Annotated in this window: 14 protein-coding genes; 2 read left to right on the forward strand and 12 right to left on the reverse strand. The window is 56.2% G+C overall.

The genetic code is table 11. From position 1 onward, the window contains the following. Positions 1 to 167: 167 nt before the first annotated feature. The 9 genes from msrQ to mrcB all read right to left on the reverse strand — a co-directional run bounded on the left by msrQ (position 168) and on the right by mrcB (position 9966). Positions 168 to 782, reverse strand: a complete 615-nt coding sequence (msrQ, locus tag Q1W15_RS11405; protein WP_300728001.1) for a protein-methionine-sulfoxide reductase heme-binding subunit MsrQ — start codon at positions 780 to 782, stop codon at positions 168 to 170. Further along, a complete protein-coding gene (msrP, locus tag Q1W15_RS11410; RefSeq protein ID WP_300728004.1) occupies positions 782 to 1795 on the reverse strand; it encodes a protein-methionine-sulfoxide reductase catalytic subunit MsrP in 1014 nt (337 codons plus the stop codon). Before msrP ends, msrQ begins: the two co-directional genes overlap by 1 nt. A 63-nt stretch (positions 1796 to 1858) precedes the next feature. Continuing rightward, a complete protein-coding gene (pssA, locus tag Q1W15_RS11415; protein WP_300728006.1) occupies positions 1859 to 2716 on the reverse strand; it encodes a CDP-diacylglycerol--serine O-phosphatidyltransferase in 858 nt (285 codons plus the stop codon). A 145-nt stretch (positions 2717 to 2861) separates the two neighbouring features. Beyond that, positions 2862 to 3878, reverse strand: a complete 1017-nt coding sequence (gene ilvC, locus Q1W15_RS11420) for a ketol-acid reductoisomerase (protein WP_300728009.1) — start codon at positions 3876 to 3878, stop codon at positions 2862 to 2864. Between the two features lie 49 nt (positions 3879 to 3927). Next, a complete protein-coding gene (ilvN, locus tag Q1W15_RS11425; RefSeq protein ID WP_300728012.1) occupies positions 3928 to 4419 on the reverse strand; it encodes an acetolactate synthase small subunit in 492 nt (163 codons plus the stop codon). A 2-nt stretch (positions 4420 to 4421) separates the two neighbouring features. Further along, on the reverse strand, positions 4422 to 6146 hold the full coding sequence (locus tag Q1W15_RS11430; RefSeq protein ID WP_300728015.1) for an acetolactate synthase 3 large subunit: 1725 nt from the start codon (positions 6144 to 6146) through the stop codon (positions 4422 to 4424). Between the two features lie 409 nt (positions 6147 to 6555). Further along, entirely contained in the window at positions 6556 to 6885 is a 330-nt protein-coding gene (locus Q1W15_RS11435) for a YqcC family protein (RefSeq protein WP_300728018.1), read from the reverse strand. A 2-nt stretch (positions 6886 to 6887) separates the two neighbouring features. Next, positions 6888 to 7625 carry a tetratricopeptide repeat protein gene (locus tag Q1W15_RS11440; RefSeq protein ID WP_300728021.1) on the reverse strand — a complete coding sequence of 246 codons (738 nt, stop codon included), beginning with the start codon at positions 7623 to 7625 and terminating at the stop codon, positions 6888 to 6890. A 16-nt stretch (positions 7626 to 7641) separates the two neighbouring features. Further along, positions 7642 to 9966: a penicillin-binding protein 1B gene (gene mrcB / locus Q1W15_RS11445; RefSeq protein WP_300728024.1), complete on the reverse strand. Its 2325-nt coding sequence runs from the start codon at positions 9964 to 9966 to the stop codon at positions 7642 to 7644. A gap of 116 nt (positions 9967 to 10082) precedes the next feature. Between mrcB and Q1W15_RS11450 the strand changes: the two genes are divergently transcribed. After that, positions 10083 to 11639, forward strand: coding sequence for a bifunctional aminoglycoside phosphotransferase/ATP-binding protein (locus Q1W15_RS11450; RefSeq protein ID WP_300728027.1), 1557 nt, complete (start codon positions 10083 to 10085; stop codon positions 11637 to 11639). Positions 11640 to 11938: 299 nt separating this feature from the next. Further along, on the forward strand, positions 11939 to 12211 hold the full coding sequence (locus Q1W15_RS11455; RefSeq protein WP_300728073.1) for a TfoX/Sxy family protein: 273 nt from the start codon (positions 11939 to 11941) through the stop codon (positions 12209 to 12211). Between the two features lie 230 nt (positions 12212 to 12441). Here the strand turns inward: Q1W15_RS11455 and Q1W15_RS11460 are convergent, their stop codons facing one another. From Q1W15_RS11460 to Q1W15_RS11470, 3 genes are read right to left on the reverse strand one after another with little or no spacing between them, the layout of a single operon-like run. After that, positions 12442 to 13209: a heme ABC transporter ATP-binding protein gene (locus Q1W15_RS11460; RefSeq protein ID WP_300728076.1), complete on the reverse strand. Its 768-nt coding sequence runs from the start codon at positions 13207 to 13209 to the stop codon at positions 12442 to 12444. Further along, the gene (locus tag Q1W15_RS11465; protein WP_300728131.1) at positions 13209 to 14192 is read right to left on the reverse strand and encodes an iron ABC transporter permease; all 984 of its coding nucleotides are present in this window, start codon (positions 14190 to 14192) and stop codon (positions 13209 to 13211) included. The genes Q1W15_RS11460 and Q1W15_RS11465 overlap by 1 nt, the downstream gene beginning before the upstream one ends. Before the next feature lie 50 nt (positions 14193 to 14242). Continuing rightward, a complete protein-coding gene (locus Q1W15_RS11470) occupies positions 14243 to 15118 on the reverse strand; it encodes a hemin ABC transporter substrate-binding protein (protein ID WP_300728078.1) in 876 nt (291 codons plus the stop codon). Between the last annotated feature and the right edge of the window lie 65 nt (positions 15119 to 15183).

The raw sequence follows: 15183 nt of genomic DNA on the forward strand, positions 1-15183 counted from the left end.
GTTACACGCTGCTGTCAACACCTCATTTCCTGCTTCGATGACTTGAAGCTGGCACCGCCGAAAACCAATCCAACTCGTTGATAATCAAGGAGTTTTCCGTTTCGACTGCGCCGGAAGTGGGGCGAATTATAGGCCGTTGGATTTCTGAGTCAAGCCTTAATTTGCAATTAAGTGGCCACTACCGTTTTCTTCTTATAGAGACGAGGAATCCGACGCATCACCGCCGGGACCCGCAGCAGTAGAAGGCATGCACCTATAAAGGCATAGACCGACCACTCTTTCAGGTCAGCACGCACGATCCACAGCATATGCAGCAACCCCAACCCCACCACCACATACACCAAGCGGTGCAGCTTCTTCCAGCGCGCGCCCATTCGCCGTTGACTGAAACGATTGGATGTCACCGCCAGCGCCAACAGACATAGAGCCCCCAAACTGCCAACAATAATGTAAGGCCGCTTGCTTAACTCGACACCCAACTGAGACCAGTCGAGCCCAAGCACAAAGAACAAGTAGGCACACAGGTGCAACACCACATAGGCAAAGCACCACAATCCGATCTGGCGACGAACCGCAATCCACCCCGCCCACCCGGTCAGCTTTTGCATAGGCGTCATGCAGAGCGTCACTAACAACAAGATCAGGGTCCCTAGCCCCAAACGCTCGACCAATACCTTTCCAGGATCAGGTCCCAAGGCAAAGCTCCACGCCTCATAGAGCCAGTACAAAGGCCAGATCGCTGCGGCTATAAATACGCTGAGACGCCAAAGTGGAAACTTCATCAGTAATTTTTCCGCAGATCCAGGCCGGTATAGAGAGAAGCGACTTCATCTGCATAGCCATTGAACATCTGTGTATCGCGCACATTAGGGCTAAACAGGCTGCTCGGCAGACGCCGCTCCCGCGCTTGCGTCCATCGTGGATGATCGACTTGCGGGTTTACGTTTGCATAAAACCCATATTCATCGGCAGCAATGCTCTGCCAAGTGGTTTTCGGCTGCTCCTCAACCAGGCTAATCCGCACAATCGACTTCACACTCTTGAAACCATACTTCCACGGCACCACCAAACGAAGCGGCGCGCCGTTCTGATTAGGCAATTCACGGCCATACATTCCCACCGCCAGTATGGCCAATGGATTCATCGCCTCATCCAGACGCAAGCCTTCTACATAAGGCCAATCAATCAGCGCAAAGCCTGAGCGCTGTCCCGGCATTACTTTCGGGTCCTTCAAGGTTTCAAAGCGTATGAATTTAGCTTTCGAGGTAGGTTCAACTTGCTTAAGCAACGCTGACAGCGGAAAACCCATCCAGGGAATGACCATCGACCAGGCCTCTACGCAGCGCAGCCGATAGATCCGCTCCTCCAGTTGGTAAGGCTTCATAAAGTCCTCAAGAGCATAACGCCCTGGCTTCCCCACCTCGCCATCCACGACAACGGTCCAAGGCTCGGTTTTCAAGGCACCTGCGTTTTGCGCAGGATCGCCTTTGTCAGTACCAAACTCATAGAAGTTGTTGTAGTGCGTAGCATCCTTGAATGGCGTAATCGCTTCCCCTTTCGCGGTCACTGCCTGCCACTGGGTCTGCGGGAGTTTCTCGGCAAACCAGCCTGGGGCCTTGCCTGGCTCGACATCCGTGTAGCGGGAAGCATCATCGGCATTCGCCCAACGCGGCAGTGCGCTCACCGCTAGCCCTGCAAACGAGCTACCCAGTAATGCACGGCGAGATAAATAGAAGGGCTCGGGCGTAACGTCCGACTCTTTGCAGTCGGACGCTTTAGGCAGCTTGATGAGCATAACAACTCCGCAGTATTGGAAGGCTGATGCACCAATAGACTACGGAGCGGGGGAGAAATTACATCACTCGCCGGTTTTCTTACGGCGCAGGCGCAATAAATATTGGACTGGGCCTGACGCGGCATACACCAGGAAAGCCAGCAGCAGAATGCGCGGAGGGTCACTGAATACCACCGCGAACACCAACACGACCGCCAGAATGGCCACAAATGGCACACGCCCTTTCAAATCCAGCTCTTTGAAGCTGTTGTACTTGATGTTGCTGACCATCAGCATGCCGGCTGCAGCCACCAACAAGGCTACCAGGAAGGACATTTTCGACCCCTGGATCCCGTAATCACTGAATGCCCAGACAATGCCCGCCACAACACCTGCAGCAGCCGGGCTGGCCAGCCCGATGAAGTAACGCTTGTCAGCAGTACCGACCTGCGTATTGAAGCGAGCCAAACGCAAAGCCGCGCCCGCTACATAAATGAAGGCAACCATCCAACCGACCTTGCCCATGTCACCCAGCGCCCAACCAAACGCCAACAGCGCGGGTGCCACACCAAACGCAACCATGTCAGACAAGGAATCATACTCAGCACCAAAAGCACTTTCAGTGTGAGTCATCCTGGCAACCCGACCATCAAGGCCGTCCAGCACCATGGCGACAAATATCGCGATGGCTGCAAACGCAAAATACTTGCTTGCACCCGCGGCATCACCCGCACTCATGGCGCTTTGGGCACTCATTGAGTTGATGATGGAATAAAAACCGGCAAACAGGTTCGCCGTAGTGAAAAGGTTCGGCAGCAGATAGATACCACGATGCCGGACTTTGCGGCCTTCAGCGTCATGCCCTTCTTCGACATGCTCATCGATAGGCAGCAGGCTATCGGCGTCAGGAGCCTGCTTGGGCTCTTCGGGACGTTCGCTCATGGACATTACCTTGCAACGATATGGAAAGTTTCAATAGACGCTTGCAGACCAACACTCACCCGCAAACGCCCCTGCTTTATACCAGAAGCCGCCGCCTAAACGAAAAAACGCGGCCGAGGCCGCGTTCTTTCTAGATCGTACTGACTTAGTTTTTGGCTTTGTCGACGATTTTGTTCGCACCGATCCAAGGCATCATCGAGCGCAGTTGCTCGCCGATCACTTCGATACCGTGAGCGGCGTTGTTACGACGCTTGGCTGTCATCGAAGGATAGCCTGTAGCCCCTTCGCTGATGAACATCTTCGCGTACTCACCATCTTGAATGCGCTTCAGAGCGTTACGCATGGCTTGACGGGATTCAGCGTTGATCACTTCCGGGCCGGTCACGTACTCGCCGTACTCAGCGTTGTTGGAGATCGAGTAGTTCATGTTGGCGATGCCGCCTTCGTACATGAGGTCAACGATCAACTTCAGCTCGTGCAAGCACTCGAAGTAGGCCATTTCTGGCGCGTAGCCTGCTTCAACCAGGGTTTCAAAACCAGCTTTGACCAGCTCAACAGTACCGCCACACAGAACCGCTTGCTCGCCGAACAGGTCGGTTTCGGTTTCGTCTTTGAACGTGGTTTCGATGATACCGGTACGACCACCGCCCACGCCCGAAGCGTAAGACAGCGCAACGTTTTTGGCGTTGCCCGATGCATCCTGGTAGATCGCGATCAGGTCAGGAATACCGCCGCCACGCACGAACTCGGAACGTACAGTGTGGCCCGGCGCTTTTGGCGCGATCATGATGACGTCGAGGTCAGCACGCGGAACAACCTGGTTGTAGTGAATGGCGAAGCCGTGGGAGAACGCCAGTGTTGCGCCCTTTTTGATGTTCGGCTCAATTTCATTTTTGTACAGTGCAGACTGGAACTCGTCCGGAGTCAGGATCATGACCAGGTCGGCAGCGGCAACAGCACTGGCAACGTCAGTCACTTTCAGACCGTGAGCTTCAGCCTTGGCGACAGTCGCCGAACCTTTACGCAGGCCAACAGTAACGTCTACGCCGGAGTCTTTCAGGTTGCACGCTTGAGCGTGACCCTGAGAGCCGTAACCGATGATGGCTACTTTTTTGCCCTGGATGATCGAAAGGTCGCAGTCTTTGTCGTAATAAACTTTCATGATTTTCCTTATATATCCAGGCCATTCGGCCATTTACTAATTGTTAGATTTAGATGCTGAGTACTTTGTCGCCACGGGCAATCCCGGTGACGCCACTGCGAACCGTTTCCAGGATTGACGCAGTGCCAATCGACTGAATGAAGCTGTCAAGTTTATCGCTGGTACCGGTCAACTGTACTGTGTACACGCTGGCGCTGACATCAACAATCTGACCACGAAAAATGTCTGTGGTCCGTTTGATTTCTGCGCGCTGCGCACCTGTCGCCTTGACCTTGACCAACATCAGCTCACGCTCAATATGAGCGCTCTCTGACAGGTCAACCAGCTTGACCACCTCGATCAACTTGTTCAGGTTCTTGGTGATCTGCTCAATAATTTCATCGTGCCCAATGGTCGTCAGCGTCAGACGCGACAACGTCGGGTCCTCGGTAGCCGCTACTGTCAGGCTTTCGATGTTGTAGTTACGTTGCGAAAACAGACCGACAACGCGAGACAGGGCACCGGGTTCGTTTTCAAGAAGCAAAGAAATAATGTGCCGCATGATTAAGTACGCTCCGTCTTGCTCAGCCACATGTCACGCATGGAGCCATCTTTGATCTGCATCGGGTAAACGTGCTCACTGGTGTCCACCTGAATATCCAGGAAGACCAGACGATCTTTCATGGCAAAGGCTTCTTCCATCTTCGGCTTCAGGTCTTTCAGATCGGTAACCCGAATGCCGACATGCCCGTACGCCTCAGCCAGCTTGACGAAATCAGGCAGCGATTCCATATAAGAGTGCGAGTGGCGGCTGCCATAGTTCATGTCTTGCCACTGTCGCACCATTCCCAGAACGCCATTGTTCAGGCTGATGATTTTAACCGGCAGACCGTATTGCAAGCAGGTCGACAGTTCCTGAATATTCATCTGAATACTGCCTTCGCCCGTGACACACGCGACGTCAGCGTCAGGAAAACTCAGTTTCACGCCCATGGCTGCCGGGAAACCGAAGCCCATAGTGCCCAGACCGCCTGAGTTGATCCAGCGGTTCGGCTTGTTGAAGCGATAGTATTGGGCCGCGAACATCTGGTGCTGCCCCACATCGGACGTTACAAATGCATCGCCCTTGGTCACTTCACAGAGCATCTCGATCACAGCCTGAGGCTTGATCTTGCTACCGTCGCCCTTGTCGTAAGGGAACAGGCCGCGATCACCGCGCCACTCATCAATTTGTTTCCACCAGGCAGCAACGGCCTCAGGGTTCGGCTTTTCACCCATGTCCTTGAGAATCGAGACCATTTCGGTCATCACGCTATCGACCGGGCCAACGATCGGAACGTCTGCCTTGATCGTCTTGGAGATCGATGCCGGGTCGATATCAACATGAATGATCTTGGCATTCGGGCAAAACTTGGATGGGCCGTTGATGACACGATCATCAAAACGGGCACCGACTGCCAGAATCACATCAGCATTGTGCATGGCCATGTTGGCCGTAAAACTGCCGTGCATGCCGAGCATGCCAATGAACTGACGATCTGTGCCCGGATAGGCACCCAAGCCCATCAGTGTATTGGTGACCGGCACATTGAGCATTTTGGCCAATTCGGTCAGAGGCGCAGAACCGCCACCCAAGATCACGCCACCACCGGCGTAAAGCACTGGGCGCTTGGCGGCCAGAAGCATTTCTGCCGCTTTACGGATTTGACCGGAATGACCGCGAACAGCCGGGCTGTAAGAACGCAGCTTGGCTTTTTTCGGGAAGACGTATTCGAACTTTTCAGCCGGGTTGGTCATGTCTTTCGGAACATCTACCACGACAGGCCCCGGGCGACCGGATTGCGCAAGGTAGAACGCCTTTTTCATGACTTCCGGGATTTCCGAAGCATGCTTGATCATAAAGCTGTGCTTCACGATGGGCCGGGAAATACCGATCATGTCGGTTTCCTGGAAGGCATCAGTTCCGACCATGGTGCTAGGCACCTGACCCGAGATGATCACCATCGGAATGGAGTCCATGTAAGCCGTAGCGATACCGGTAATGGCGTTGGTCGCGCCAGGCCCGGAAGTCACCAGTACGACACCGGCTTTACCGGTGGCACGGGCATAGCCGTCAGCCATATGGGTCGCAGCTTGCTCATGACGAACCAGGATGTGGGTAACGTCCGGTTCCTTGAACAACGCATCGTATACATGAAGGAGAGCACCACCTGGGTACCCGTAGATATATTTGACACCTTCGTCGCGCAAAAAGCGGACGAGCATCTCACCGCCAGATAAAAGCTCCACGTTGTTCACCTCTAAAACGCCAGAATACCGTTCACACAAAGCCGAACGGGTCTTAATAGGTTTACTTTTCAGCAGAGCATGAGCGACGGTGGTCGCCGACTACGTCAGCACTGACTGAGCAAGTATTGGGAGCCCCCCAAGTGTTGCGGGGTTTTCCCACCCAGCGCGAGGTAACGCGTTGCGGGTGTAACAGGTCGGCGCGGGTGTGCGCCTCATGATCTGCTGAGAGAGTCTGCTTCTGGCAGCCCCTCTACAGCGGGAGTTCGATTCTTCTCATTCGCTCCATCCAAGTCAAGTCATCAATTCAATTTATTCGCATAAATCAGCAAGAACGCATAAAAAAACGCGCCAAACCTAGAAAACTGACAAGAAAATGAATGACTGCCAGAGAAAACTGGCAGCGGTAGCTTCATGCAGAAGGGCTGATCAACTGATCAAAATCTTCAAAATGCTTTAGCAGCGGCTTCCAGTTGCCTCGACGCTGAGCAAACACATGCTCTGCCATGTGCCGAATGCCCGAAACACTCGGCAAGGGCTGATTCTGTTCAATGATGGCTTTCATTTTGGGCAGGAATATCCACTGCACCCACTCTTCAAAGTCCAGCCGGTCCACGCTGAAGGGCTCAACACTGGACAAGTCGTACTCGCTTGGCGTTTTCTCACTCCATAACCCCTGCGTGTACATCTCTTTTTCAATCAGCAGTAAGTAGTCGGCAACCTCAAGAATGCGCGTATCCATTATCAAAGACTCACCTTGGCTTTTTGACGGGCCAGTGCAGCGCCTGCAGGATCGCCCTGTTTTTCACGCGCCTGCGCGATCAAGCCCCAAAGGCTGGCCTGCAAGTCCGGCCGACCGCTGGCAAAGGTCAAGCCGCGACGGGCAAACTGCTCGGCCTGAGCGGCATCGCCCTGAGCCATCCGTACCTGCGCCAGACGATAAAGCACTTGCGGTTCACGCGGCGCTACACGCTGTGCGCGTTCGAGGCTCGACGAAGCACCATTCAGATCACCACTGGACTGCTGTTGCTGAGCCGTGGTCAGCAATGCCAGCACAGGGCCATCCAACTGCTCATCAGCGGCCAAGCCACCATTGCTGGAAGGTATGCCGCTTGGCGTAATGGGGGCAGGCATACTGTATGACGTACTCGGCGTGTAGCTGCCCGTGCTGATCGGCGCGGCAGCCGGCCCCGGGGTAATCGGCCCTGGTGTGAACGGCTCGCTGCTGATCGGCGTCGAAACGGCTGCTCCCCCCCCCGGAATCATCACTACTACCCCGGAGTCTTGAGGAATCGCCTGCGCTTGCGGGGCACGAGCAGCCGTGGCCTGTGGATATTGATTCGTCGCCCGTTGAGCCGAAACGCGCTCACTGTTCGACACGGGAACGCCAGCGTCGACGACAGGGATCGAACCTTGCGGCACATTGGCGCAACCATTGAGCAAAGCCAGGGCTGAGACAGCCGGAACCCACCACTTTTTCACGTCAAACCCCTCATGCTTAATTCAACCAGCCTTTGACCCAATCCATCACGGCGTCACCCGTCGCAGGCGCTTGCGCGTCACAACTGGCACCCGCGGGGGGCTCACTGCCGCGAATATACGGCATCTGCACCGCACCCGGGCAGTTGGCATAAGAGCCTTGGCCTGTATGCGGGTCAATCCAGGCTTGAACGATATTGTCCGGCTGGGGCATATCAAGCGGCAGCGGGTCGGCTTTGCTCATAAAGCTGGTCCAGACCTGCAAAGCACCTGTCGCGCCGGTGAACGGTGTTTTCCCGTTGTCATCACGCCCCAGCCACACCACTGCGAGCAAGTCCTGACTGAAGCCCGCAAACCAACTGTCCCGAGAATCGTTACTGGTGCCGGTTTTACCTGCCAACGCGAGGTTTTTCGGCAGCACGTTGTAGACCGAACGCCCCGTGCCTTCGCGCATGACGTGCTGCATTGCGTTCTGGATCAGGAAAATCGAACCGGGATCAAAGCGCTGCTGGATCTGAAACGGGTAACGCTTCAAAGGCTCGCCTTGTGCCGTCAGCACACTGCGGATGCCCCGCATCGGTGTATTGAAACCGCCATTGGCCAAGGTCTGATACATCGTCGCCACTTCCATGGGGCTCAATGCTCCTGCCCCCAACAACATGGAGGGATACGCCGGAAACTCGCGCTCGACGCCAAGTCGCGCCAGCGTCTTGAGCACGTTAGGCACACCAACTTGCTGGCCCAGCCTGACCGTACCCAGGTTGTAAGAGTTCATCATCGACTGAAACAGGAAAATTGTGCCGTGAGAACGACGGTCATAGTTCTGCGGCGTCCAGACCTGACCGTCAGCCCCTTTGATCGACAGCGGCTCATCCGACAGCCAACTGGTCAATGTGTACTGGCTCGGCCGCTCCAATGCCGTGAGGTAAACCGCTGGTTTGATCAGCGACCCGATTGGTCGGACTGCGTCCAGTGCGCGGTTAAAGCCTGCATAGCCTGAGAGCCGGCTACCAATCAGTGCTTGAACCTCACCCGTTTCCGGGTTGGTCACCACCATCGCTGCCTCAACCTCATCCGAGCCCTTGCGCCCTGCCAAACGCTTAAAGGTCTCACCAACGGCCGCTTCGGCCTTCATTTGCAGTATCGGGTCGAAGCTGGTGAAAATGCGCAGCCCTTCTTCCGTCAAGTCTTCATCACGATAATCTTCGCGCAACTGGCGCTTTACCAAGTCCAGGAACCCCGGAAATGAGGTATCGGCAAGGCTGCCACGCTTAGTGACGCCCAGCGGCATCTTCTTGGCCGCCGCGACCTGTTCCGCCGTCGCAACGCCTTGTTGCTCCAGCAAATCGAGCACCAGGTTACGTCGTTCAAGTGCGCGTTCCGGGTAGCGACGCGGGTTATAAGCCGATGGCCCTTTGACCATCCCTACCAGCAACGCCACTTGGTGCAGCTTGAGCTCAGCCAACGGCTGGCTAAAGAAGAACTGGCTCGCCAGACCAAAGCCGTGAACCGCTCGCTGCCCGTCTTGACCGACAAAGACCTCGTTGAGGTAAGCCTCAAGAATCTCACGCTTGTCGTAATGCAGCTCCAACAGCAACGCCATCATCGCCTCAGTCAGCTTGCGACTAAGGCTGCGCTCGTTGGTCAGGAAAAAGTTTTTGACCAATTGCTGCGTCAACGTACTCCCGCCCTGACGCATTTGCCCGGCGGAAGTGTTAACCCAGACAGCCCGGGCGATCGACTTCGGTGAAACCCCGAAATGCTGATAAAAATCCCGATCTTCCACCGCGACCAGCGTTTCAAGCAGGTACGGCGGAACCTGGTCGATATTGATCAGAATACGGTCTTCGAGGTTCTTGGGGTACAGCCCGCCCACCAGCAACGGCTCAAGCCGCACAACTGGCAACTTGGAGCCATTGGGCGTTGAAAGCTCTGACACATAGTCGCCCGAGAATCGCACGCGCACGGCCTGCGCCTTCTCAGCACCTTCATAGAACTGGAACCCCCGGGTGTTGAGGTCGACGGTATTGCCATTTACCGCGGCCGCGCCGGGGCCGTTGGCAACACTTTCGCGGCGATAACCCAAAGCATCGAGTTCGGTCAGGAAGTCGTTTTTGCTCAGCTTCTGGCCGGAGAACAGCTCCAGCGGCCGTGCATAGACCTTGGCCGGGATGGTCCAGCGCTTGCCAGAAAACTTCTCCTGAACAATGGCGTCGAGGTACACGGCAAAACCTGCCAATACCACAAGGCCTACCAGGCTGAGCTTGAGCGCCCAGCCCAGCCAGCGTCGAGGGCCACCGGTAGGACGTTTGGAACGGGAACGAGGGGATCGGGATCGAGTCATGGCGCAAGATTATACGCACTTTGCTCATGTTCATCATGCACAGCCCAGCGGTTTGCAGTACCGCTGCCAGCAGCCATAATGGCGCCCATGAATTTTCCAGACTTGAAGGATCAACCGTGAGCCAGAACCTGATTGCCGCGCTACAAAACCCGAGCCTCTATTCTCATGAAATTAAAGAGTTCCAGGTTATTGAAACGCACATCTCCTGGGTCATTTTGACCGGCCCATTTGCCTACAAGATCAAAAAACCGGTCAACTTCGGCTTTCTGGACTTCACCGAACTGAGCGCTCGTGCGTTCTTCTGTAACGAAGAACTGCGCTTGAACCAGCGCCTGACCGAAGGCCTGTACCTTGAAGTGCTACCGATTACAGGCACCGCTGAAGCCCCTGTATTGGGCGGTGAAGGGCCCGCAATCGAGTACGCGCTGAAAATGCGCCAATTCCCGCAATCTCAGTTGCTCAGCACGCTGCAGGCCAATGGAGAGCTGAGCACTGCCCACGTCGACGCAATGGCTCAGCAAATCGCCCGCTTCCACTTACAGGCCCCAAAGGTTCCTCAGGAACACTACCAAGGCACGCCAGAAGCGGTCATGGAACCCGTGCGTCAAAACTTCGAGCAGATTCGTCCCTTCCTGACAGACAAGGCGGACCTGCAGCAGTTGGATGCGCTCCAGGCGTGGGCTGAGGCCAGTTTTGCCCGGCTGGCCCCGCTCTTCAAGCAGCGCAAGGCTGACGGCTTTATCCGCGAGTGCCACGGAGACATCCACTTGGGCAATGCCACCCTGATTGAGGGTGAAGTGGTGATTTTCGACTGTATTGAGTTCAATGAGCCGTTCCGTTTCACCGATGTCTACGCGGACACCGCATTTCTGGCCATGGACCTGGAAGACCGCGGGCTCAAGTCACTGGCAAGACGTTTTGTGAGCCAATACCTGGAGTTGACCGGGGACTATCAAGGCCTTGAAGTGCTGAACTTCTATAAAGCCTATCGCGCACTGGTTCGCGCAAAAGTCAGTCTGTTCAGCATGCCTGCAGAGGCCAGCCCCGTGCAGCGCGCGGCGACACTGCGCCAATACCGAAACTACGCCAACCTCGCAGAAAGCTACAGCACCATTCCTTTCCGCTTTCTGGCTAATACCCACGGCGTCTCGGCGGTGGGCAAGAGCTCAGTCGCCATGCGCCTGGTCGAATCCCTGGGTGCCATTCGTTTACGCTCGGATGTTATTCGCAAGCGATTGTTCAGCGAGCAAACCACTAGCAACAGCGTAGGCGATGGCATCTACAACGCTCAAGCCAGCGCTAAAACCTACGACACCCTGCATGAATTGGCCGGCATTGTGTTGCGCGCAGGTTTCCCGGTGGTGATAGACGCCACCTACCTCAAACGCGAGCAGCGTGATGCCGCCGCCCGCGTGGCAGAAGACACAGGCGTGCCGTCACTGATTTTGGACTGCACCGCACCTGATGCCGTGATTGAAGGATGGCTGGCTCATCGTCAGACCTTGGGCAATGACCCTTCTGACGCCACCCTGGAGGTAGTCAAGGCTCAGCAAGCCAGCCGCGAGACACTCGGGCACGATGAGGCTTTACGCAGCAAACGCATTGAAACCCATAACAGCAAAAGCCTCGACACGCTGATTGCTGATATCCGCTTGCGCCTGCCAGGGCTGTAAACGCACGCCTGCGCCGCGAAACTGCAACGGTTTCGCGGCGCACCCAGTAAGACAATTGCGACAACACCCAAACCGCCACCTCTTGGCTTGTGAGGGCGTGGCAATCGACCACAAACGCTCTGCCCCCTGTATGTAAGCCCTCAGCGAACCGCTTTGCTGCGTGAAATATAGGCTTCCTTTGTGCGCTCTTGTTCCAAAACCGACTAAGGCACTACGACTTTCCTACCTGAAGCTACACTTGTGTCAGGAATCGTTTCGTCCCATTAAGCGCTGGGCTCATGCCGTCACAAGGAGGACTGATGAACGATGAACTCCAGCATTTAAGAAACCTTGGCAAAACTTCGGCGCAATGGCTACACGCAGTCGGCATCCACAGCCATTCGGATCTTAAGCGTCTGGGTGCGGTTGATGCTTACCGGGCAGTCAAGGCACGTGGCTTCAAGGCATCAAAAGTTTTGTTGTACGCCATTGAAGGCGCGTTACTGGACGTTCACTGGAACAGTATCCCCGCGGAACGTAAAGAAGCGCTGAACCGGCAGGTCGAGCTTTTGACCCCCACGCGTAAAGGCTGAAACAACTATTTACAGCCTTTATGGGCAGTACAGAAAACAGCGATTGACATCGCAATGAGAATCGTTATGATTAAGCCATCTGGTCGCGAGACCAGTCGATCTTCTGAAGGGCCATTGGTTCGGTCTATCAGATAATCTCCTCATCAGGCTAATCACGGTTATTTGACCCGGCTCTTGCCGGGTCTTTTTTTACCTGCCAAAAAGTGACAGCCGCCTGTAGGGGCCAGGCTTCAGCGCGCAATAATCAGCGGGTGACCCAACTCGGGGTGAGGCTGAACCAAAACGTCCAGGCCAAACACCGCCTTGAGTACCTCGGGCTGCAAGACCTCTTGTGGAGAATCCAAAGCACGGACACGCCCGTCCTCAAGAAGCAGCAAGCGATCGCAATACCGGGCCGCGAGGTTCAGGTCATGCAAAATGATCAGCACCGCTGCGCCCCGGTCTGCAAAGGCACGAATCGCCTTCAACGTGGTGTGTTGGTGCAAAGGGTCCAGCATCGATGTCGGCTCATCCAGCAACAGTGTTTGGCCGCTCTGCCCCGGCCACAACTGCGCCAGCACCCGCGCAAGGTGAACCCGCTGGCGTTCACCGCCCGATAACGCCAGGTAACTGCGACCCGCCAAATGCTCAACATCCGCGGCTTGCAACGCGGCGTGAACAATCTCTGCATCGCGTGCATGCCCTGTGTGATGGGGCAGACGCCCCATCCCCACGACCTCTTCAACACGAAAGGCGAAATCCAGGGTTGAGGTTTGCGGCAATACCGCCAGTCGGCGCGCCCGCTCCGGGCCACTCCACAGGCTCAAGGCCTGCTGATCAAGCCAGACGTGCCCCTCAGAGGGTTCCAACTCTGCGCACAGCGCCGCCAGCAACGTACTTTTCCCCGCGCCATTAGGGCCCAGAACCCCTAATACTTCACCCGGACGAATATCGAGCGTGATATCCGCCAACACCAGATTTTGGCCTCGACGAACCTGCAAATGATCGGTGCGTAGCATCAGTGACGGCCTCGCAGCAGTAAATAAAGAAAGAACGGCGCGCCTAAAAATGCTGTGACTATGCCAATCGGCAGCTCTGCCGGGGCCAGGACCAACCGCGCAATCAAATCCGCAAACAGCAGCAGGCTCGCGCCCGCCAAAACGGATGCCGGCAACAACACGCGATGATCCGGCCCTGCCAACAGTCGCACCAAATGCGGTACTACCAGACCGATAAAGCCGATCATGCCTGATGCAGCCACGGCAGCCCCCACCCCGAGGGCAGTGCAAAACACCAACTCGCGTTTAAGCCCTTCAACATTGACCCCCAGATGGCTGGCTTCAGACTCGCCCAGCAATAGCGCATTGAGCGCCTCGGCGCGCCGGGGTAACCACAAGGCAACCCCGGCCGTCACCATCAACAAGGGCCACAGCCTTGCGTAACTGGCACCATTGAGGCTGCCCAGGTTCCAGAAAGTCAGTGTGCGCAAGGTGGCATCGTCTGCCAGGTAGGTAAATAAACCTACCGCCGAACCCGCCAGGGCGGTGAGCGCAATACCGGCCAAAAGCATGACGGCCACATGGGTCTGGCCGTTACGACGCCCCAAACGATAGACCAGTGCCGTGACACCCAACCCACCGAGGAACGCACACAGCGACAACAGGTAGGGCCCGAAAGCGTCCGGCAGCCCACCAAAGGCCGAGCCACCGACAATCGCAATCGCAGCCCCCAGCGCCGCGCCGCTGGACACACCCACCAGGCCGGGGTCTGCCAACGGGTTGCGAAACAACCCCTGCATGGCCACGCCCGACAAGGCCAACACCCCGCCCACCGCCAACCCAAGCAGCGTTCTGGGCATACGGATCTGCCCCACGATCAGTTCTGCCTGCTCCAGGCCCTCGCCTGGAATCGGTACGCCCACTAGCCGCAAGGTGGCGCGCACGGTATCCAACAGCGGCAAGCTCACGGGCCCCAGCGCCAGCGACAGCCAAGTGGCCAGCAAGCACAACACACTCAAGCCGATAAACAGGGCGCGAGGTTTAACCAGCCTGTTCATTGATCGGCCGACACTGCAGGGTAAAAGTCAGTGGTCAATTGCTTCAGGCTGGCCGGTAAGCGTGGCCCAAGCCCCCCGACCAACAAGGTCGGGTCCACCTCATAGACACGCCCCTCCTTGACGGCACGAATTACCGACAGAATAGGGTTCTCCTTGATCAACGCCTTACGGGCCGCCTCACCTGTCAGGCTGCGATCGGCAAAGACCAGAACCTGCGGGTTCAGACCGGCCAGGGCCTCAACCGAAAATGGCTTATAACCCGTGTGGGTCGCGAGATTATGCCCACCGGCGTGTGTCAATAACCAATCCGCGGCGGTGTCTTTGCCCGCAATCAGCGGTTTGCCGCCTGCATGACCCAGCAACAGCAACACGCCGGGTGCCTTGTGCGTCGTTTGAATCTGTTTGACCCGCTGTTGCTGAACCTGCAATTGCTGCTGATAATCCTGGAACAGTTGGGTGGCCTGCGCTTCATCACCCAACAGACGGCCCAAATGCGCGAGGGTGGTCTCAAGGCTGGCGAGATCGGCCTCAGCCGAAAACATCTCAACCGGTACACCTGCACCCCGTATCTGCGCCAGCACGGGCGGTGGCCCCATTTCGTCGGTGCCGATCAAAAGGTCCGGTTTAAGGCTTAAAATTCCTTCAGCAGACAACTGGCGCTGGTAACCGATACTGGGTAACGATTTAAGTGATTCAGGATGTTGGCTGGTGGTATCAACGCCCACTAACCTGGAGGTCGCACCGAGTTCACTGACCCATTCCGAGAGTGCGCCTCCGGCACTGACCCAACGTTGCGGTGATTCGCCAGACACGCTGACATGACTGATCATAAGGCCTGCACAGAGCGCAACCAGACGGGTACTCAAACGCATACAGAGACGTTCCTTGAAAAGAGGACTCAACGGGACAACCTGGCTGCGCAGTGTAAGCAGCACAT

Source organism: Pseudomonas sp. (genome assembly GCF_030150285.1).
Classification (GTDB): Bacteria; Pseudomonadota; Gammaproteobacteria; order Pseudomonadales; family Pseudomonadaceae; genus Aquipseudomonas.